At 28.9% G+C, this 21,561-nt stretch carries 21 protein-coding genes; all 21 read left to right on the top strand.

Annotated elements, in window-relative coordinates; genetic code table 11:
- Positions 1–8 precede the first annotated feature (8 nt).
- The 21 genes from ACU68Y_RS01515 (at position 9) to ACU68Y_RS01415 (ending at position 21,556) form a co-directional block, all read left to right on the top strand.
- A complete protein-coding gene (locus ACU68Y_RS01515) occupies positions 9–473 on the top strand; it encodes a ribosome maturation factor RimP (protein WP_094225639.1) in 465 nt (154 codons plus the stop codon).
- Positions 474–482: 9 nt separating this feature from the next.
- Entirely contained in the window at positions 483–1,751 is a 1,269-nt protein-coding gene (gene nusA / locus ACU68Y_RS01510; RefSeq protein ID WP_446755256.1) for a transcription termination factor NusA, read from the top strand.
- A gap of 26 nt (positions 1,752–1,777) precedes the next feature.
- A complete protein-coding gene (gene rnpM / locus ACU68Y_RS01505; RefSeq protein ID WP_002838279.1) occupies positions 1,778–2,041 on the top strand; it encodes an RNase P modulator RnpM in 264 nt (87 codons plus the stop codon).
- A gap of 18 nt (positions 2,042–2,059) precedes the next feature.
- Positions 2,060–4,351: a translation initiation factor IF-2 gene (gene infB / locus ACU68Y_RS01500; protein ID WP_446755255.1), complete on the top strand. Its 2,292-nt coding sequence runs from the start codon at positions 2,060–2,062 to the stop codon at positions 4,349–4,351.
- Between the two features lie 7 nt (positions 4,352–4,358).
- On the top strand, positions 4,359–4,724 hold the full coding sequence (rbfA, locus tag ACU68Y_RS01495) for a 30S ribosome-binding factor RbfA (RefSeq protein ID WP_002842001.1): 366 nt from the start codon (positions 4,359–4,361) through the stop codon (positions 4,722–4,724).
- On the top strand, positions 4,714–5,682 hold the full coding sequence (locus ACU68Y_RS01490; RefSeq protein WP_094225636.1) for a DHH family phosphoesterase: 969 nt from the start codon (positions 4,714–4,716) through the stop codon (positions 5,680–5,682). The genes rbfA and ACU68Y_RS01490 overlap by 11 nt, the downstream gene beginning before the upstream one ends.
- Positions 5,666–6,529, top strand: a complete 864-nt coding sequence (gene truB / locus ACU68Y_RS01485; RefSeq protein ID WP_094225635.1) for a tRNA pseudouridine(55) synthase TruB — start codon at positions 5,666–5,668, stop codon at positions 6,527–6,529. The genes ACU68Y_RS01490 and truB overlap by 17 nt, the downstream gene beginning before the upstream one ends.
- Positions 6,520–7,446: a bifunctional riboflavin kinase/FAD synthetase gene (locus ACU68Y_RS01480; protein ID WP_446755254.1), complete on the top strand. Its 927-nt coding sequence runs from the start codon at positions 6,520–6,522 to the stop codon at positions 7,444–7,446. Before truB ends, ACU68Y_RS01480 begins: the two co-directional genes overlap by 10 nt.
- A gap of 81 nt (positions 7,447–7,527) precedes the next feature.
- Positions 7,528–7,794, top strand: coding sequence for a 30S ribosomal protein S15 (rpsO, locus tag ACU68Y_RS01475; RefSeq protein WP_002838220.1), 267 nt, complete (start codon positions 7,528–7,530; stop codon positions 7,792–7,794).
- 46 nt (positions 7,795–7,840) lie between these two features.
- Positions 7,841–9,985 (top strand): polyribonucleotide nucleotidyltransferase, encoded by a 2,145-nt coding sequence (locus ACU68Y_RS01470; RefSeq protein WP_002838153.1) that lies wholly within the window; start codon positions 7,841–7,843, stop codon positions 9,983–9,985.
- A 51-nt stretch (positions 9,986–10,036) separates the two neighbouring features.
- Positions 10,037–10,468, top strand: coding sequence for a dUTP diphosphatase (dut, locus tag ACU68Y_RS01465; RefSeq protein ID WP_316449234.1), 432 nt, complete (start codon positions 10,037–10,039; stop codon positions 10,466–10,468).
- 2 nt (positions 10,469–10,470) lie between these two features.
- A complete protein-coding gene (locus tag ACU68Y_RS01460; protein ID WP_446755253.1) occupies positions 10,471–12,693 on the top strand; it encodes a DNA translocase FtsK in 2,223 nt (740 codons plus the stop codon).
- Position 12,694: 1 nt separating this feature from the next.
- Positions 12,695–13,231, top strand: a complete 537-nt coding sequence (gene pgsA, locus ACU68Y_RS01455) for a CDP-diacylglycerol--glycerol-3-phosphate 3-phosphatidyltransferase (protein WP_002838234.1) — start codon at positions 12,695–12,697, stop codon at positions 13,229–13,231.
- A 69-nt stretch (positions 13,232–13,300) separates the two neighbouring features.
- A complete protein-coding gene (gene recA / locus ACU68Y_RS01450; RefSeq protein ID WP_002838340.1) occupies positions 13,301–14,386 on the top strand; it encodes a recombinase RecA in 1,086 nt (361 codons plus the stop codon).
- A 36-nt stretch (positions 14,387–14,422) separates the two neighbouring features.
- Complete coding sequence (locus ACU68Y_RS01445) at positions 14,423–15,373, top strand: metallophosphoesterase family protein (RefSeq protein ID WP_002839010.1); 951 nt, start codon at positions 14,423–14,425, stop codon at positions 15,371–15,373.
- Positions 15,373–16,956, top strand: a complete 1,584-nt coding sequence (locus ACU68Y_RS01440; protein WP_002838134.1) for an AAA family ATPase — start codon at positions 15,373–15,375, stop codon at positions 16,954–16,956. Before ACU68Y_RS01445 ends, ACU68Y_RS01440 begins: the two co-directional genes overlap by 1 nt.
- Positions 16,956–17,195, top strand: a complete 240-nt coding sequence (locus ACU68Y_RS01435) for a hypothetical protein (RefSeq protein ID WP_002838254.1) — start codon at positions 16,956–16,958, stop codon at positions 17,193–17,195. Before ACU68Y_RS01440 ends, ACU68Y_RS01435 begins: the two co-directional genes overlap by 1 nt.
- A 10-nt stretch (positions 17,196–17,205) precedes the next feature.
- The gene (locus ACU68Y_RS01430; protein ID WP_231840049.1) at positions 17,206–17,844 is read left to right on the top strand and encodes a chromosome partitioning protein ParA; all 639 of its coding nucleotides are present in this window, start codon (positions 17,206–17,208) and stop codon (positions 17,842–17,844) included.
- A gap of 118 nt (positions 17,845–17,962) precedes the next feature.
- Positions 17,963–19,504, top strand: a complete 1,542-nt coding sequence (gene rny / locus ACU68Y_RS01425; RefSeq protein WP_446755252.1) for a ribonuclease Y — start codon at positions 17,963–17,965, stop codon at positions 19,502–19,504.
- 68 nt (positions 19,505–19,572) lie between these two features.
- Positions 19,573–20,400, top strand: a complete 828-nt coding sequence (locus ACU68Y_RS01420) for a PHP domain-containing protein (protein WP_446755251.1) — start codon at positions 19,573–19,575, stop codon at positions 20,398–20,400.
- Positions 20,381–21,556 (top strand): pyridoxal phosphate-dependent aminotransferase, encoded by a 1,176-nt coding sequence (locus ACU68Y_RS01415; RefSeq protein WP_002838204.1) that lies wholly within the window; start codon positions 20,381–20,383, stop codon positions 21,554–21,556. Before ACU68Y_RS01420 ends, ACU68Y_RS01415 begins: the two co-directional genes overlap by 20 nt.
- The last annotated feature ends 5 nt before the right edge of the window (positions 21,557–21,561 follow it).

Raw genomic sequence — 21,561 nt, 5'->3', positions numbered from 1 at the left:
GGAGTTATATGAACAAGAAATACCTTAGAGACCTCATGAATAACGATCTTAGTCCTTTAATAAAAGATACTGGTATCGAATTTTATGATGTAGAATACTCAAATAATAACGGTAAAAATATTTTAACTTTCTATATCGAAAAAGATGATGGCCTAATATCGATTGATGATTGTGAGTTAATAAATAATAAAATATCTGACAAATTAGATGAAATAGATCCTATTTCAGATCCATATTATTTAGAAATAGCATCAGTAGATATTACCACACCATTTACTAGAGATAAGGATTTTAAAAAGAATTTAGGAAATGTTGTAATAGTAAACTTATATCAAAAATTAGATAGTAAAAAAGAGTTCAAAGGTATTTTAAAAGATTTCAACGATAAGGAAATATCTTTGGAATTAGAAAAAAAAGAAATTAAAATTGAAAGGAGTAATATATCATCGATTAAACTTTCTTTATTCGATTGATAGTAATATATGAACAATGATTTTATAAAAGCTCTTGATGAATTAGAAAAATCAAAAAAAATACCAAGGGAAGTTGTTTTCGATGCTTTGGAAAAAGCGTTGATTAAAAGTTATGAGAAAAATTTTGATTATCAAGACCATGAAAACGAAGAAAGTTCTGTAGAAGTTAACATCAATAGAGACAATGGTAAAGTTAATTTATATGCAATCAAAACTGTTGTTGAAAACGTAGAAGACAAAAATACGGAAATAAGTTTAGAAGAAGCAAAAGCTATTAAGCACAAATATGATTTAGGCGACAAGATAAAAATAGAAATAACACCTAAAAATTTTGGAAGAATAGCTGCTCAAACTGCTAGAAATATTGTTATTCAAAAACTAAAAGATGCAGAACGCGATAATATTTATAACGAATTTATTGACAGAGAAAAAGAGATAATTACAGGAACCGTTCAACGTGTAGAAAGAGGAATTGTCTATATAGATTTAGGTAGAGTAGAAGGAATAATACCTGTTTCAGAGCAAATAAAAACTGAAGAATACATTCCAAACAAACGATTAAAACTTTTTATTAAAGAGGTCAAAAACACTACAAAAGGAGCTCAAATAATCTTATCTAGAACAGATAATTCTTTAATTAAAAGATTATTTGAATTAGAGGTACCGGAAATAAACGATGGAACTGTTGAAATTTTCAGCGTTGCAAGGGAACCTGGTTCAAGAACTAAAATTGCAGTTTTCAGTAACGATGAAAATGTTGATCCTGTTGGTTCATGTGTAGGGTTCAGTGGAACTAGAGTTAAATCTATTGTAGATGAATTGAATGGTGAAAAATTAGATATTGTCATTTGGTCAAAAGATATTAAGACATTTATATCAAATAGTTTAAGTCCATCAGAAGTGATAGCAACATTTATTGATGAAGCGCAAAAAATATGTCGTGTAATTGTTTCGGAAGATCAATTGTCCTTAGCTATAGGAAAAGAGGGTCAAAACGCAAGACTTGCAGCCAAATTAACAAATTGGAAAATAGATATCAAAGGGCTTAACCAATATTTAGAAGCTTATGATGATGGTATCTTATCTGTTGAATTTGATGGTGAAGCTGATTTCTTAGAAGCTAACGGCATTGAAGTAAGAGCAGAAGTTAAAGATAAGATTTTTGAAAAAATAAAATATCATGAATCAGATGATAAAGAGGAAGAGATGGACGACATCAAAGATGATAATTCTTTAGTGTCTGATAACAACGAAATTGCAGAAGATTCTGAAAATTAAATGATATTTAAGTTTTGGAGTATTAAATGAAAACTAAAAAAATTCCTTTAAGAAAATGTGTAGTTTGTGGCGAAAATAAGCCAAAGGAAGAACTAATCAGAGTTGTTTTTAATAAAGATGACGGAGTTTCCGTGGATCTGACAAATAAGAAAAATGGAAGAGGAGCTTATTTATGTAAGAATTTAAACTGTATAAATAAAGCTAAGAAAAACCGAAGACTAAGTCAAGTTTTAAAAACAGATGTGGACGCACTTATATATGAGGAGTTAAGTAACCATGTAGAAGATTAATCAAAAGGAGGTCTTTGTATGGAAAAAATTAGAGTATATGAATTGGCAAAACAATTGAACGTTTCAACAAAAGACTTAATGAGCAAATTAAAAGATAATAAAATCGAAGTTAAAAGTCATATGTCAACATTAGATAAAGACCAAATAGCAAAAGTTAAATCTTTTTATGAAAATCAAAAAAAAGTTCAAACTAGTCAAAATAATAGTAAATCTAATGATGAAAATAAAAAAATTACTAATAAAAATACTGAAAAAACAACAGAAAAAATTTCATCAGTTGACTCAAATAAACAAAATAATTCTAACAAAAGATTTAAACCAAAGCACCCAAGAAACAATGACGAAGAGTCTGTTTCTCATTTCGACAAGATCAAGCATAAAAATAAGTCTGAAATGAATGGAAAACGCGATTTAAATGATAAGAAAAAGAATAAGAATTTTAAAAATACTAAAAATAAGAATTCAAACAATAATAAAAATAGCAAAAATAACAAGAATAATAAGAATAACGACCATAATAGAAAAGATGAAGCTATAAAACATGAGACAAAAGAACCTAAAAAATTTATTATTCAACCTCATATAACAGTAAAAGATTTATCTGAAAAAATAAGTGTATCTATTAGTGAGTTAATAATGAAACTAATGGAATTAGGCATTATGGCAAATCAAAATCAAGAAATTGATTTTGATACTGCAAGTTTAGTAGCAGGTGAGTTTGATGTTATCGTTGAACAAGATGAAGTCGAAGATTTCGATGATGATGATGTTTTTAATCTAGATTTTGAAGACAAGAAGGAAGATTTAAAGGAAAGACCACCTGTTATCACCGTAATGGGACACGTTGACCATGGTAAAACTTCTATACTTGATAGAATTAGAAATTCAAGAGTTGCTGGCAGAGAAGCCGGTGGAATTACGCAACATATAGGTGCATATACTATTAGAGTTAATGACAAGAAAATAGTATTTTTAGATACGCCTGGCCACGAAGCTTTCACGGCAATGAGAAGTAGAGGAGCTCAAGTAACAGACGTTTCAATATTAGTAGTTGCTGCGGATGACGGGGTAATGCCTCAAACAATCGAAGCTATCAATCACTCAAAGGCAGCTGGAGTTCCAATAATTGTAGCTATTAATAAAATAGATAAAGAAAACGCAAATATAGAGAGAGTAAAAACAGAATTAGCTGAAAATGGATTGGTTCCAGAAGACTGGGGTGGAGATACAGTTTTAGTTCCAGTTTCTGCTAGAACTGGTGAAGGTATAGATGATTTATTAGAAATGATTTTAATGGTTGCAGAAATGGAAGAACTAAAAGCTAATCCTAATAGACTTGCTGTAGGAACAGTAATAGAGGCTCAACTTGATAAAGGAAGGGGTCCAACTGCTACAATTTTGGTTCAAAAAGGTACCTTGAAACATTCTGATATGGTATTTAGTGGACAAGCTAGCGGTCGTATCAGAGCTATGTTTAATGATCAAGGTAAGCAAGTAAAAAAAGCTGGTCCATCTACTCCTGTTTTAATTTTAGGTTTAAACGAAGTTCCAGAAGCTGGCGACATGATATATGCTGTAAAAGATGAAAAAGAAGCCAGAAATTATGCACAAAAAATTAAAGATCATAACCGCGAAGAACAAATCAAATCTTCTTCAACAATGAACTTAGATGAATTATTCGGAAAAATCTCCGATGGAGAAACTAAAGATTTAAATATTATAATAAAAACTGATGTTAAAGGTACAATTGATGCCATAAAACAATCGTTAATAAAATTAAGTAACGAAGAAGTTAAGGTTAATATCATTCATGGTGCAGTAGGTGGTATAACTGAATCTGACGTTAACTTAGCATCTGCTTCAGGTGCTATAATCATTGGATTTAACGTAAGACCAACTCAAGTTGCAATGGATATGGCTAAAAATGAATCTATAGAAATAAGAACTTATAGAGTTATATATGATGCAATAGAAGATGTTAAGAATGCTATCACTGGTATGTTAAAACCTCAATATCAAGAAGAAGTTTTAGGTAGAGCCACTGTTAGAGATACTTTCAAAGTTCCTGGGGTAGGCACGGTTGCCGGTGTGTATGTTAATACTGGAAAGGTAACTAGAAATGCTACTGTTCGTCTTTTAAGAGACGAAATTTTAATTTTCGAAGGTCCGGTGTCTTCATTGAAGAGATATAAAGATGATGTTAAAGAATTAACTCAAGGTTATGAAGGCGGAATGGGCTTGGAAAATTATAATGATATTAAACCAGGAGATGTACTGGAAGCATATGTACTAAACGAGGTACAAAGATAGGAGAAATATGAATATTAAAAGAGTAAGAAGAATTTCATCAGAAATCAAAAAAGTTATTTCAAGTTCTATAATTAATTCACTAAAAGATCCTAGAATCGATAAACTAAATGTTTCGGTTACAGAAGTAAAAGTAACAAATGATTTGAGTTTTGCTACAGTATATATAGCTGTAATAGGCGATGATGAAAAGAAAAAACAAACTCTTGAAGGACTAAATAAAGCAAAAGGATTTTTAAAAAAACAAATTGGTGAAAATGTAGATTTGAGACATGTACCACAATTAATTTTTAAAATTGATGAAACAAGCGAACAAAGTATGCATATTGAAAATCTAATAAAATCAATTCATGAGGAAAACCATAATGGAAATTAAAGATGAAATCATGAAATTTAAAGAGCAATTGAATAAAGCAAATTCAATTGCTCTAATTTCACACTTAGATCCAGATGGAGATAATCTAGGTTCTTTAACAGGTTTATCTAAAAGTCTGCTTAATTTTGGTAAAGAAGTTTATCCTATTGAGTTCGATAAAATTCCTGAAAACTTAAAATTTCTTCCCAATTTGAATTTGCTATCAGATAATACAGATATTAATATTGATATGATAATTTGCCTAGATTGCGCTAACTATGAAAGATTAGGTAATATTGATAAATTATTTAATAAAGCCAAATACAAAATAAATATTGATCATCATCAAAGTAATGAATATTATGGTGATATCAATATAGTAAAAAAAGGATATAGTTCAACTTGTGAATTAGTATTTGATGTAATAGACGAATTAAATCTACCTATTGATGAAGAAATATCTATGTCACTATTAACTGGTATCTCAACTGACACTGGAAGATTTTTATATTCTGCTACTACCGCTGAAACATTAGCTAAAGCTTCTAAGTTAGTTGAATATGGTGCAAATATGATGAAAATTAATGAATTAATTTATCAGTCAAAAAAATTTGAAGCACAACTCTTAGAAAATGAAATCTTATCTAAGACTGAAATCTATAATGATTGTGTTGCAATTGGGTTTGTAAATACATCTCAATTAAATAAGTATAATGTTGAAATTTCTGATATTGATAGTGTAATAAATACTTTCAGAGATACAGACAAAATTAAGATTTCAGTCTTAATTAAGCAACAATCTGAAAAAGAATACAAGGTAAGTTTCAGGAGCAAGGGAAATATTGATGTTGGAGCAATTGCAAAAAATCTTGGCGGAGGCGGTCATAAAAATGCTGCTGCGACAAGAATTTTTGAAGATTTTGAAACAGTATTAAATAAAATTAAAGAAGAAATTGATATATATGGATTGTGTAATTAATGTTTTTAAGGAAAAAGGCTACACATCTCAAGATGTAGTTTCTATCTGCAAGGGAATATTAAAAACCAAAAAGATTGGACACGCTGGAACACTAGACCCTGATGCAACTGGTGTTTTGTTGCTAGGCGTTGGAAAAGGAACTAAAATAACAGAATATCTAATGGAACACGGAAAAACATATATATTTGAAATGTGTTTTGGAATAAGTACTGATACTCTCGATCTGTCTGGTAATGTCACAGGTTTTTCAGAAAAAACATACGATAAAGAAAAACTAAAGAAAATTCTAGACGATTTAAATGGTAAAACCATTGAACAAGTACCTCCAATGTATTCAGCAGTTAAAGTAAATGGAAAAAAACTTTACGAATATGCAAGAGAAAACAAGGAAATTAAGAGAAAATCAAGAAAAATCACCATTTTTAACATAGAACCTTTATATATTTTAGAAAATTCGTGTATAATTAAAGTTCGATGTTCGAAAGGAACTTACATTAGAGTTTTAATAGAAGATATTGCAAAAAAACTAAATAAATTGGCTTATATGAAGTCTCTTATCAGAGTAAATTCTGGTGGTTTCGATATAAAAGATTCAGTAAAAATAGATTCACTTAGAAAATGTAATATTGAAGATGTATCATATTCTGTTTACGAAAGTTTGAAAGAAATGAAATCTATTGAACTCGATGAAAGTTTATATAAAAAAATTACCAATGGTGTTAAAATAAATATCGTTCACGATAACATTGATAATATCAAAGTAATTTGTAATGATAGATTTATTGGTATTGGTAGTATTGAAGATCATATTTTAAAAATGAATAAGGTATTTGATATATGCAAATAATTGATTTAGACAAAGATAACGTAAAAATTAATATAGATGCTATTACTCTGGGAAATTTTGATGGATTACATTTAGCACATCAAAAACTTATAAATAAATGTGTTAGTTTAGGTAAATCAGGGGTTATTATATTCAAGTCCCATACTTCAGAAGTTTTAGAAGATGACAAGTTTAAAAACATATTAACGATGGAAGATAAAATCTATCTAGTAAAAAGAATGAATGTAGATTATTGTTTAATCAAATCATTTGATAAAGATTTCTTATCCTTAAATCCTAAAGAGTTTTTAAATTATGTAAAAGAGCATACCAATTTCAAAAATTTAGTTGTTGGCAATGATTTTAAATTTGGTATTAATGCATCTGGTGATGTATCTACTTTGAAAAATTTTCAAGCAGTTTTTAATTATAAACTTTATATTATAGATGATCAATTTATTAATGGTGTACCTATTAGATCAACAACAATACGAAAATTTTTGATGAGTGGAGACGTTGAGGATGCTAATTCAATACTTTACAGACCCTTTAGCATTAAGGGGGTTGTTGTCGATGGGAAACATAGAGGGAGAAATTTAGGTTATCCTACTGCTAATTTGGAATGTAAACAATATATTATACCAGCAGCAGGAGTTTATTATACTAACGTTATTTATGATAACAAATTATACAAAGGCATAACTTCAGTAGGAGAAAACCTAACATACGATGAGCATGATGTCAAAATTGAAACTCATATATTAGATTTTAAAGGTGATTTGTATGGGAAAAATTTGACATTAGTATTTATAAATAAAATAAGAAACAATATTAAATTTAATTCTGAGATTGAACTTATCAATAAATTAAAAAACGATTACAACTTTGCAAAAAATCAAGATTTAGATTTACAATTACAAGATTATATGATAATATAAATAAGTACTACTGTTACATTGATATTCGAAACCTCGACGATATCACTGTAATGGTGAATAATAAATTTTATGGAGGAAATTATGTACAACAAAGAAATTAAAGAAGAAATAATCAAAGAATACCAAACTAAAGAAGGAGACACTGGTTCTCCAGAAGTTCAAGTAGCTTTATTAACTTACAGAATAAACTACTTAACTGAACATTTAAAGTCTCATAAGAATGATCACCATTCAAGAAGAGGTCTTTTCAAAATGATCGGTAAAAGAAGGAATCTTCTTAACTATCTTAGCAATAAAGACATTGAAAGATACCGTGATTTAATTAAAAGATTAAACATTAGAAGATAATTGAAAGAGCGGGTTTTTCCGCTCTTTTTATTTATAAGGAGAATATATGATAAAAAAATACGAATATGATTTATGCGGTAAAAAAATAGAAGTTACGATTGGAAAAGTTGCCGAACAAGCAAACGGAGCGTGTTTGATTCAATCTGGTGAAACTGTACTTCTAGTTACTGCTGTAGGATCAAAAGAACCTCGTGAGGGAGTTGATTTTTTCCCATTAACATGTGATTTTGAAGAAAAACTTTATTCTGTTGGAAAAATTCCAGGAGGGTTTATAAAACGTGAAGGTAGACCTAGTGAAAAAGCTACATTAACTGCTAGATTAATAGATAGACCTTTAAGACCATTATTCCCAGAAGGATATCATAACGATGTGCAAGTTATAGCTACTGCACTTTCTGTAGATCAAGACAATACTCCAGATATTTTAGCTATGATAGGTTCATCTATTGCATTGAGTATTTCAGACATTCCTTTCTTAGGACCTACTGGCTCTGTAGCTGTAGGAATGATAGATGGCGAATTTATTATAAATCCTACAAAAGAACAAAGAGAAAAGTCAGATCTTGAATTGACTGTTGCGGGTACAAAAGATGCTATTATGATGGTTGAAGCTGGCTGCAATAATATTACAGAACAACAAGTATTGAAGGCTATACTTAGAGCGCATGAAGAAATCAAAAAAATATGTGAATTCATTGAATCAATTCAAAAAGAATGTGGAAAGCCAAAGCAAGAATTCATTCAACCTGAAAAAAATATTGAATTAGATGAAGAAGTTAAATCATTTTGCATTGAAGATTTAAAGAAAATTACAGTTAATGAAGATAAATTAGATAGAGAAGATCACATTAATACTCTTAAAAGAAGTGTAGTGGATCATTTTGTTGAAAAATATGATGAAAGTATAGCTTCAAAAGTTTCTACTATATATGATGATTTAGAAAAATCAGAAGTAAGACGTTTAATATTGGAAGATCATATCAGACCTGATAATAGAAAACTTGATCAAATTAGAGAAATAACTTGTGATGTAGATATCTTGCCTAGACCACATGGTTCAGGTTTGTTTAAAAGAGGTCAAACTCAAGTTTTATCTGTTACAACTTTAGGAACTCCATCTGATGCACAAGTACTAGATGGATTAATTGATCAAGAAGATAAAAGATATATGCATCAATATAATTTCCCACCTTACTCTGTAGGTGATGCTAGACCTTTAAGAAGTCCTGGAAGACGTGAAATTGGTCACGGAGCTTTAGCTGAAAGAGCTCTTTTACCAGTAATTCCATCAGAAGAAGAATTCCCTTACACAATAAGAGTAGTTTCTGAAGTTTTAAGTTCTAACGGTTCTAGTTCTCAAGCATCTGTTTGTGGATCAACTTTGAGCTTATTAGATGCCGGTGTTCCAATCAAAGAACCTGTTGCAGGTATTGCTATGGGATTAATTAAAGCAGATGATAATGTAGTAATTCTTTCTGATATTCAAGGTTTAGAAGATCATTTGGGAGATATGGATTTTAAAGTTGCAGGTACAAAAGATGGAATAACTGCATTACAAATGGATATTAAGATTACCGGAATTTCTGAAGAAATATTAACTGAAGCACTAGAAAGAGCTAGAGTTGGTAGACTTCATATCTTATCATTAATGAACGAGTGTATAAGTGAACCTAATAAAGAAATTTCAAAGTACGCTCCTAGAATTATGGTAATTAATATAGCTCCTGAAAAAGTAAGAGAAGTTATCGGACCAGGCGGAAAAGTAATCAACAAAATTATTGATGAGACCGGTGTTAAAATAGATACTGAAGATGACGGTAAAATTACAGTAGCTGGTGAAAATACTGAAAGCGCACAAAGAGCTATAGATATGATTAAAGAAATAGTTAGAGAACCTGAAATTGGTGAAAAATATTTAGGAAGAGTTACTAAGATTATGAATTTTGGTGCTTTTGTTGAAATATTACCTGGAAAAGAAGGTCTTCTTCATATATCTAATATAGCACACGAAAGAACTAATAAAGTTGAAGATGTTTTAAAAGAAAACGATGAAATTATGGTAAAACTTATGGATATAGATGATCAAGGTAAGATGACATTATCCAGAAAAGCTCTTTTACCAAAACCGGAAAGAAAAGAAAAAAAGAATTTTGATAAAAAATCTGAAGATCAAAACTCAGAAGATAAATAATTAATAGTTGAGTAATTATATTACTCAACTATATTTTTGAAAGGGGACATTATGAAAGTTAAAATAATTAATAAATCTAATAACCCTCTACCAAAATATTCAACAATTGGGTCTAGTGGTATGGATTTGAGAGCTTATACAGAAAATGATATTACTTTAAAACCACTTGAAAGAACACTAATACCTACCGGAATTTATATTGCCATTCCAGAAGGTTATGAAATTCAAATCAGACCAAGAAGTGGTTTAAGTATTAAGCATGGAATAACTCTGATAAATTGTGTAGGCACAATAGACAGTGATTATAGAGGAGAATTAAAAATCCCTGTAGTAAATTTGTCGAATGAAGAATATACAATTTCCACTGGGGATAGAATTTGTCAAATGATACTTCAAAAATACGAAAATATTGAATTTGCGGAAGTTGAAGTATTAGATGAAACAGATAGAAATGATGGCGGATTTGGCCATACAGGCTACTAATTATGGCTAGAAATACTAAATCACCAAATAAAACTCAAGCAAAATCCAAAAGCAAAAAAAACTCCAATTCTTCTACAAAATTAATAATTATATTAGTGTTAATCATTTCACTAATATTTATGGCTAGTAGTAGAGTTGGAGTCTTAGGAATAATTGTAAAAAACATTTATTTTAATACTTTTGGACTATTTTCATACGTTTTTATATCACTTGGTATACTTTTTACAATATCTACAATATCTGGGATAAAAAATGGGGATAAAATAAAAAAAATTACTTTTATATTGGCTGTTTCATCAATTTTCATAATGAGTCTTATTAATTTATCAAATTATCCAAACCTTAATATTAATCAAAGGATTGATTTAAATTTAACGTTGGCAAATAACTACAGTGGTATTGGAGTAATTGGAGCTATCATTGCATCATTATTAAACATAGCTATAGGATACATCGGTTTATATGTTGCACTTGTGTTTTGTTTTTTATTTTTAATAGCGGTAATAATGAATTTAACTTTAAAAGAATTATTTCAAAAATTCTTCGATTTTGTTAAAAAATCCATTTTAGATATAATAACTAAAATGGATCAGTTCAAGAGAAATAACAACATCAAAAAATCACGCGTAACTAAGCAAAACAAAATTACAAAAGAAATAAATCCTAAAAGTCCTATTAAAGAAAAGTCTGACTTTAAGAAAACTATAGATTTTGAATCTCCAAAACCTAAATTAAATGATTATAAATCTAATGAAAAAGATTCTGGAGAACAATTATCTGTTATAGATTTTGGCGAATTATCCGGTCAAAGTAATTATACTTTTCCTCCATTGGAACTTTTAAAAAATGCTGAATACTTTGAGGATAATGATGATTCAGTATTAGAAAAAGCGAAAATGATTGAAGACACACTAAAAAACTTTTCGATAGATGCAACTGTTGTTCAAATTGATAGGGGTCCTACTGTTACTTGCTATGAGTTAGAACCTAAACCAGGAGTAAAAGTTTCAAGGATAGTTAATCTTGCGGATGATTTATCACTTTCACTCGCAACAAGCGGAATCAGAATACAAGCTCCAATTCCTGGTAAATCCGTAGTAGGTATTGAAGTGGAGAATGACGTCAAAAACTCTGTAATGTTAAAAGAGATTCTAATGTCTGATAATTTTGTAAAAGAAAAATCATTGATGCCAATAGCTTTAGGAAAAGATATCTCAGGAAAATGTATTGTAACCTCTGTAGATAAAATGCCACATTTACTTATTGCAGGAGCTACAGGTAGTGGTAAATCTGTTTGCATCAATACAATAATAATGAGTATTTTGTATAAGTCAAATCCAAATGACGTAAAACTTATATTGATTGATCCTAAGGTTGTGGAATTAAGCATTTACAATAATATTCCTCATCTAGCTATTCCGGTTGTTACTGATCCTAAAAAAGCAAGCGCTGCTTTGAATTGGGCTGTTAGAGAAATGGAAAGAAGATACCAAATATTTTCAGAAAATCATGTTCGAGATATCAAAGCTTATAATAAGAAGAATAAGAATGATGAACTTGAAAAACTACCATATATAGTCATTATAATAGACGAATTAAGTGATTTAATGATGGTTTCAGCAAATGATGTTGAAGATGCTATTTGCAGACTAGCTCAAATGGCAAGAGCTTGTGGTATTCATCTGATAATTGCAACTCAAAGACCAACCGTGGATGTAATCACAGGCACAATAAAGGCAAATGTACCATCAAGAATTTCTTTTGCTGTTAGTAGCCAAATTGATTCTAGAACTATTTTAGATCAATCTGGTGCAGAAAAACTTATCGGAAGAGGCGATATGTTGTTCTTCCCTTCGTCAATGTCAAAACCAAGCAGAGTTCAAGGAGCTTTTATTTCTGATGAAGAAGTCGATAATGTAGTTAAATTTTTAATAAATAAGAACGAAACCGATTACAAAGAAGAGATTATAGAAGATATTGATAAATCAGAAACAATAGATATTGATGATGACGATACAGACATTTTATTTACAGATGCAGTAGAAATTATTTTAAATGAAGAATCTGCTTCAATTTCTCTATTACAACGAAAATTAAAAATAGGGTATGCCAGAGCAGGTAGAATCATAGATCAAATGGAAGAAAAAGGTATTGTTGGCCCTAGTGAAGGAAGCAAGCCTAGAAAAATTTTAATACCAAAAGATTATTTAGAAAGACGTGATTAATATGAATATTGCAAATAAATTCACAACATTAAGAGTAATTCTTATACCATTTTTTGTAGCATCATTACTTGTATTTAAAACAGACAATTATATACCTGCGTTAATTTTTGTAATCTCTGCAATAACAGATTTTATTGATGGTCAACTAGCAAGAAGGAAAAATTTAGTTACTACATTTGGTAAGTTTATGGATCCATTGGCTGATAAAATGTTGAGCTGTAGCGCATTGATTGTTCTAGTACAACTAGGAAAAGTTCCTGCATGGAGTGTTGTTATTGTAGTACTAAGGGAACTTACTATAAGCGGATTTAGAATATTAGCCGCATCTAACGGTGTTACATTAGCTGCAAGTTATTGGGGAAAATCTAAAACTATGACACAGTTTATTGCTATAGTTTTGATTTTAATTAATACAAGTAATAAATTAGGATTTGCTCTAGATATGTACCTATATTATATTTCAATCATATTAACTGTAATCAGCTTGTGTGATTATATTTTTAAAAATGTTAATGTTTTAGATTTAAAAAATATATAAATATTTTCTAATTTGTGGTATAATAAATACAAGAACTTATGTTCTGTTTAAAATTTTTAGGAGGTAGTCATGGACTTTTCTAATGGTACAGAAAAGGATCAAGCTTTGAGAGAAGCATTTGCAAGTATTGAAAAACAATTTGGAAAAGGCTCTATTATGAAACTCGGAGATCATGTTCAAAAAGATATCGAGGCTATTCCTACTGGAGCTATAAACTTGGATGTTGCTTTAGGAATAGGGGGACTTCCAAGAGGTAGAGTAATTGAAATATATGGACCTGAATCTTCTGGTAAAACAACTTTAGCGTTACATGTAGTCGCTGAAGCTCAAAAGATGGGTGGTACAGCAGCATTTATAGATGCTGAACATGCATTAGATGCAATTTATGCTAAAAACTTAGGTGTTGATACTGATAATCTTATCATTTCACAACCAGATACAGGTGAACAAGCTTTAGGAATATGTGATTCTCTTGTAAGAAGTTCTGCAGTAGATATCATAATCATTGACTCTGTTGCGGCATTAGTTCCAAGGGCTGAAATAGAAGGCAACATGGGAGATAGCCATGTTGGTTTGCAAGCAAGACTGATGTCTCAAGCTTTACGTAAATTAACAGGTGTTATTTCGAAAAGTAATTGTACCGTTATATTTATAAACCAACTTAGAGAAAAAGTTGGAATAATGTTTGGTAATCCTGAAGTTACTACAGGTGGTAGAGCATTAAAATTCTATTCTTCAGTTAGAATTGAAATTAGAAGAGGAGAAGCTATTAGAAAAGGTGACGATATAGTTGGAAATCGTACTAAAGTAAAAATCGTCAAAAACAAAGTTGCACCTCCTTTTAAACAAGTAGAATTTGACATAATGTACGGTGAAGGAATTTCCAAAATTGGTACAATTTTAGATTTAGCTACCGACTGTAAAGTAATAAAAAAAGCTGGTGCTTGGTATAGCTATGAAGAAGAAAAATTAGGTCAAGGCCGTGAAAACTCTAAGGTATTTTTAGAAGAAAATCCTAAAATACTCGAAGAAATAATCGATAAAACTTACGAATTTTACGGATTAAAATCAAAAGATTCTTCAGATGATACTGAAACAGAAATAATTGATCAAATCGATGAAGAATTAAAAAATGAAATAAGCGAGGATGAATAAGAATAGGGCAAGTAATACTTGCCCATTATTTATATTATGAAGATATTATTTTTTACTGATACACATATAAAATCCAAAAACCCTAGATCTAGAATAGATGATTATGAAGATTCTATTTATAAAAAAATTGAAGAAATTAGAGAAATATCAATTAATGAAAATGTCGATGTTATACTTCACGGTGGAGATTTGTTTGATAAAGCTGATGTCGGAATCAAAACAGCATCAAGATTCGGAAAATTGTTTCAAACATTTCCTAAGAAAGTTTTTATAATTAGCGGAAATCATGATATCTATGGTTATAATCCAAACTCCATAGATAGAGCTATGATGGGGCTTTTTAATTCGTTAGATGTACTAGAGCTAATCGAAGAAGGTAAGCCTGTAATTATTGAAAAAGATGGTTTAAGAGTTCAAATATCTGGACAACCATATACGCACGATATTGATTCATCAGATAAATCACATTATTATCCGAAAAGATTGGATGATGTAGACTATCACATACTAATGATTCACAGCTTTTTATTATATAAGAAATTTATTGAACAAATTGAGTATACTTTAATTGATCAGATTATGGATACAGATTGTGATATAGTTTTAAGCGGCCATTATCATACTGGATTTAAAACTGTTAAAGTTAACGAAAAATATTTTTCTAATCCTGGAAGCATCGCAAGAATGACTAATACGGAATCAGAAAGAAAGAGAATCCCAAAAGTTTTATTAATTGAACTCACAAAAGAAGAAATCAATATTAGTGATATTTATTTAAAGAGTGCTAAAAAAAGTGAAGAAATTTTTTCCGAAAAACAAGTAAATCCTTATTCAATAAAAAGCAAAAGTTTGCTAGACATAAAAGAAAAACTATCAAAATTATCAAGTAATCCAATTATAGATATTAATAATAATTTGAAAAATATAGGAAAAGAAATGAAAATCGATGAAGATATTATCGATGAAGCAATAAGGAGAATAGAATAATGTATATTACAGATATATATTTAACTAATTTTCAATCTTACGAACAAGGCCATTTTGAACTTTCAGAAAAAGTTAATTTAATCACAGGAGCTTCTGATAGTGGTAAAACTGCCTTAATTAGAGCGCTATCATGGGTTTTATTCAACGATTATACAACCGATTTGCTAATACGAAATGGATACAATAATGTTGAAGTCAAAATTGTATTTAACAACGGTAATTTTATTCTTAGAGGAAGAAAAGGCAATACTAATTATTATCACATAAAAAATAATGTAGATAATGAAGATATTAAGGAATACGTGAATTTTGGTAGGGAAATACCAACAGAAATTCAAGATGATTTTCTTTTCAAAAAAGTCAATCTACTAAACGAACAATACAATATATTGATTGCATCACAATTAGAAAATTCATTTCTGCTTTCAGAAACTGATTCTACAAAAGCAAATGCCATAGGTAAATTGGTAAATGTTGATATATTAGACAATGCATCAAGAAATGTTTCCAGAGAAATAAAAACTACTAAAAATGAATTAAACTTTAAAAAAAGTTTTATTAAAGAAAAAGAAAAATCTTTAAATAATTATAATCATTTAAATGAAGATAAAATTAAAATCGACAAGTTAAAAAGTTTATATAATAATTTAGAAATTAATTCTAAAAATCTAAATTTATTAAAAACATTATCAGATCAAGTTTCTGAATTAAATTCTAGAATTAAAAATGGATATAAATACTTAGATAACTACAAAGGATTAGACCTTTGTTTCAAAACTTTGCATAATACTCAAAATAATATTTTATTTTTATCAAAGCTTACTGAAATAAATGATAATTATCAACAAATATTAAAAGGAATTGAATTTAATAATATTAGCTTGAAGAATTTAAAAAATACTGATTTAATATCGGAAATTATTGACAACCTTGATAAAAATCTGACTTTAGTTAGGTTTATGAACCCATTATATAATAGAATAAATTACGTGAATAATAGTTACTATAATTTGAAAATTAAATTAAATAAATTAAAAAACGTTGCTGTGTCAGATGAGATTTTATTTAATACTCAAAAGTATATTCAAGTTTTAAGCAATTTATCAAATTTAAATAAAAATTATTATGAAGTAAATCTAGAGATAAGCAATAACAAGAAAATATTAAATAATCTTTATACTTCTATAATATCAAAAATAACAGATAGAATTGAGGAAAATAAAGAAAAGTATATTCAGCTAAACAATCTAAACATTTCATATCAAAATGTAAATAGGTTGATTTCCGACAAAAATTTTAACTTAAATAAACTGAAGTCTATAAATTGTTTGCCGAACATGATATTTAATATTAATAAGTCATATGAATTGCTAACAAAACTTGAAATTATAAAGAATACGTTGGATAAACAACAAGAGATTAGTCAACAGAAATCCAGAGAATTGAATCAAAGTAATATATTAATAGATGAGTTAATAAAGGAATACAAGGATAATTTGTATAAAGAAAAAACATGTCCATTTTGTCTAAGCGAGATAGATGATAACCATGTAGATCAAATAATAAAGGAGTTGAGAAAATAATGAATATTAATGAACGTTTTAATAGTATAAAAGAAAGACTTGATAAAGCTAAAGAAGATAAAAATCGTGCCGAAATTGCGTTAGAAAATTTAGAGAAGCAAAAAGAAGATATACTTAATCAGTTGAAAGAATTAAATATAGATCCTGAAAATTTGGAATCAGAGATTATAAAATTAAAAAATCAAATTGAGCAAGACCTACAAAAAGCAGAGGAGCTTCTTCCTGATGCAAAAAATTGATTTAATTGATATGCAATCCAAAATAACTTCAATGGAAATTAATTATAGAAGTGAATTAGCAGTAAAGAAATCAATAGAAAAAGAAATTGAATCTACTAAAGAAAGTATTGATGCACTTGAAAAACAAATCGAAAAACTCGAAATTATAAAGATGCTTTATGATAAGACTTCAGAATATTCAAGAGAACAAGCCAAAATTCAAATAGAAAACCTTGTTAGTAGATGTTTAAGTTATATTTTTGAAAAAGAAATGAATTTTAAAATAGAGATTAAAATTAAAAATAACAATCCATCAGCAAAATTCTTCATAGAAGAAGAACTTGATATCGATGGAGAGATTAAATCTTTCACTTACGATATAGTTGATGCTAGGGGTGGTGGGGTAGTAGACATTGTATCTCTAGCTCTAAGAATTTCCTTTATAATGCTGTATGAAAATAGTTTAGCTAATATTATTGTTCTTGATGAGCCTTGTAAGCATGTTAGTGAAGACTATATACACAATGTAGCAAATTTTATTAACGAAATAAGCGAAGAATATAATAAACAAATCATAATGATTTCTCATAATGCGCATTTATCGGCAATAGGAGATATTAACTACAGAATTACTAATAGAAATAACACTTCAGAAATAAATGTTATATAATTTTCTATTATATATCTAAATATTGACAATCAACTGTATTTGTACTACACTTAAAGAGTAAATTTATCCAAAAGATTTATTTAATGAATATTGAAAATTGAATAAAGGGGGTGTATTTATGAGCACCACAACATCTTTAATAATTGCTATACTTGCTGCAATTTTAGGTATTGTAATAGGTTTCTTTTTTAGAAAAAGCTTAGCTGAGAAAAAAATCAGAAGTGCTGAAGATTATGCTGTTAAAATAATTGAAGATGCAAATAAAGATGCTGAAACTAAAAAGAAAGAATTATTAGTAGAAGCAAAAGACGAAATCTTTAAGATGAAAAGTGATTTGGATCGTGAAAATAAATCTCGATTAAAAGAAATCAGTCGTCAAGAAGATAGACTTAATTCTAAAGAAGAGAATTTAGAAAGAAAAAATGCATCATTAGAAAAGAAACATAAAAAGCTAGATTCTGAATTGAAGAAAGCTGACGATATGCAACTTAAAATCCAATCTTTGATAGATGAAAAAGAATTAGAATTGGAAAAAGTTGCTGGATTAACAAGTGACGAAGCTAAAAACATCGTTCTTGAAAGAGTTAAAACTGAAACAATACGTGAGCAAGCTGCTATTATTAAAGAAATCGAATCCAAAACTAAGGAAGAATCTGAAAAATTTGCAAGAGAAATCATTAGTACATCAATTCAAAGGTATGCCGCAGATCAAGTTGCAGAATCTACCGTATCTGTCGTAAATTTACCTAATGACGACATGAAGGGCAGAATAATTGGTCGTGAAGGAAGAAACATAAGAGCTTTTGAAACTTTAACAGGCGTAGATTTGATTATTGATGATACTCCAGAAGCTGTTGTATTATCAGCTTTTGATCCTGTAAGACGTGAAATCGCAAGAATTGCTTTGGAAAAACTTATAGTTGATGGAAGAATCCATCCTACTAGAATTGAAGAAATGGTTGAAAAAGCCAGAAAAGAGGTAGATAATACTATAAGAGAAAAAGGTGAAGAAGCTTGTGATGAAACAAATGTACACGGTTTACATCCAGAATTGATTAAAATTCTCGGTAAACTACATTACAGAACAAGTTATGGTCAAAATGTTCTTAAACATTCTATTGAAGTTTCCAATATCGCTGGAATGCTTGCAAGTGAATTAGGAGTAAATGTTAAATTAGCTAAAAGAGGTGGACTACTACACGATTTAGGAAAAGCAATTGACCACGAAATCGAGGGACCTCACGTTGAACTAGGCGTTAACGCTGCTAAAAGATTTAAAGAGCCAAAAGATGTTATTAATTGTATTGAGGCTCATCACGGTGATGTTGAACCAACATGTATCGAATCTATATTAGTTCAATCTGCTGATGCAATATCCGCAGCAAGACCTGGAGCTAGACGTGAATCTATGGAAAACTATATCCAAAGATTAGAAAATCTAGAACAAATAGCTAATTCATTTGATGGTATTGAAAGTTCTTATGCTATACAAGCTGGTAGAGAAATTAGAATCATGGTAAAACCTGATGTTGTTGATGAAAGCTCTATGGTTATATTAGCAAAAGATGTAGCTCATAAAATTGAAAGTGAATTAGAATATCCTGGACAAATTAAAGTAAATGTCATAAGAGAAAATAGGGTATCTGATTACGCAAAATAAGAATTAACTTAGAAGGTCAACATTTGTTGACCTTCTTCTAATATGAAAAACTTTAAAAGGATTTAAAAATGATTGATATGCACGTACATTCCACAGAAAGTGATGGGAGATTAAGCATTGAAGAAATTCAATATAATGCAAATAAAAATTCTATTGATAAAATTGCTATTACTGATCATGATATACTAATGCCATCTAATACCCCATTCTGTAATGCTAACATCATAAAAGCTGTAGAATTTGGAATAACTTATAAAAACAAAGAAGTACACATTTTAGGATACTATGTAGATAGGTCCAATGAAAAATTACAAAAAATATCTGAATTAGCTATAAATGATAGAGCAAAAAGACTTGATATTTTTGAAAAAAATTTTTCGAAAATCGGAATAAAAATTGACAAGGATAAAGTCCTGAATTATAGTAAAGACAGAGTTTTTTCTAGAAGTAATTTAGCTCAATATTTAGTAGATATTAATATTTGTAAAAATAAAAATGAAGCTTTTAACGAATATTTATCTCCAAAAGGTAAATGCTATGTCGAAAAAAGCTTCACATCACTACAAAACATTATTAATTCTATAAAATCAGCTAACGGTGTATGTATTTTAGCACATCCTGTAACATTGAATGATGATAATATAGTAAATGAAATCATAGAAATGGGTATTGATGGAATTGAAGTAATTAATTCTAAACATTCATTTACTGATATTAAAAAATACTTGAATATAGCATTAAAAAACAAGTTACTATACACGGCGGGAAGTGACTGTCACGGAAAGCAATTTGATAAAGAATATTTAATGGGAAATTTCGCCTTAAATTATTCAACTTTTGAATCTATAAAAAAACTACATGAATTAAGGAGCGATTATGCTATCAAAAAAAATTAACAGTATAAATCCATCTTTAACACTTGAATTGAGTGCTAAAATTAATAAATTAAAAAATGAAGGAGTTAAAGTTTATAACTTTACTGTTGGCGAACCAGACTTTAAAACTCCAAGATATATAATTGATAAAACTATAAATTATTTAGATAATGGAGTAGTTAGATATACTGATACTAGTGGAATATCAGATTTGCGAGAAGAAATAAGTTCAAAACTTAACAATATTAATCATATTAAATGTGATAAAGATTCTATAGTAGTATCTACTGGCGCTAAACAAGCAATTGTCAATAGTTTATTTGCATTAACAAACCCTAATGATGAAGTTCTTATACCGTCACCATATTGGTTAAGTTACCCAGAAATGTGTAAACTCACTGATTGTAAACCTGTAGTTTTACCATATAATGATAACTTTAAAGTGGATGTAGATATATTAAACCAATATAAAACCGAGAATACTAAATGCCTTATATTAAATAACCCTTCTAATCCAACAGGAGTAATATACTCAAAAGATGAATTGTTTAATATTGGCAACTGGGCAGTTGAAAATAATGTTTATATAATATCAGATGAAATTTATGAAAGATTATCATACGATACAGAATTTATAAGCATGGCTTCATTGTCGGAAAAGATTAATGATATAACAATAACAATTAATGGTTTTTCTAAGTCTTATGCAATGACTGGATTTAGATTAGGATATTCTTGTAGCCGTAAAGACGTTTCTACGCTCATAAAAAGGCTTCAAGGACATATTACATCCAATGCCAATACATTAAGCCAAATAGCAGGCTTAGCGGCGTTAAAAGATGAAACTGATGAAGTTAATGAAATGATAATTGAATTTAAATCCAGAAGAGACTATATAGTATCTAAATTAGACGAACTTAGCTTAGAATATATTTATCCAAATGGAGCATTCTATGTATTTATTAAGATGGATCAATTTTATAATAGCACAATTAAAAATTCTTTAGAATTGTGTAATAAATTGCTTTCAGAATATAATATTGCATTCGTACCAGGTATTGTTTTTGGTGATGATAAATATATTAGAATGAGTTATGCGACAAGTATTGAAGATATAAAACAAGGTATGAAAAACTTAAACAAATTCATAGCAGATAACAAAAAATATAGCAAATAAAATTT

The organism is Finegoldia sp. P1-F-LS (assembly GCF_052932205.1).
This window is presented reverse-complemented; position numbering and strand designations above follow the sequence as displayed.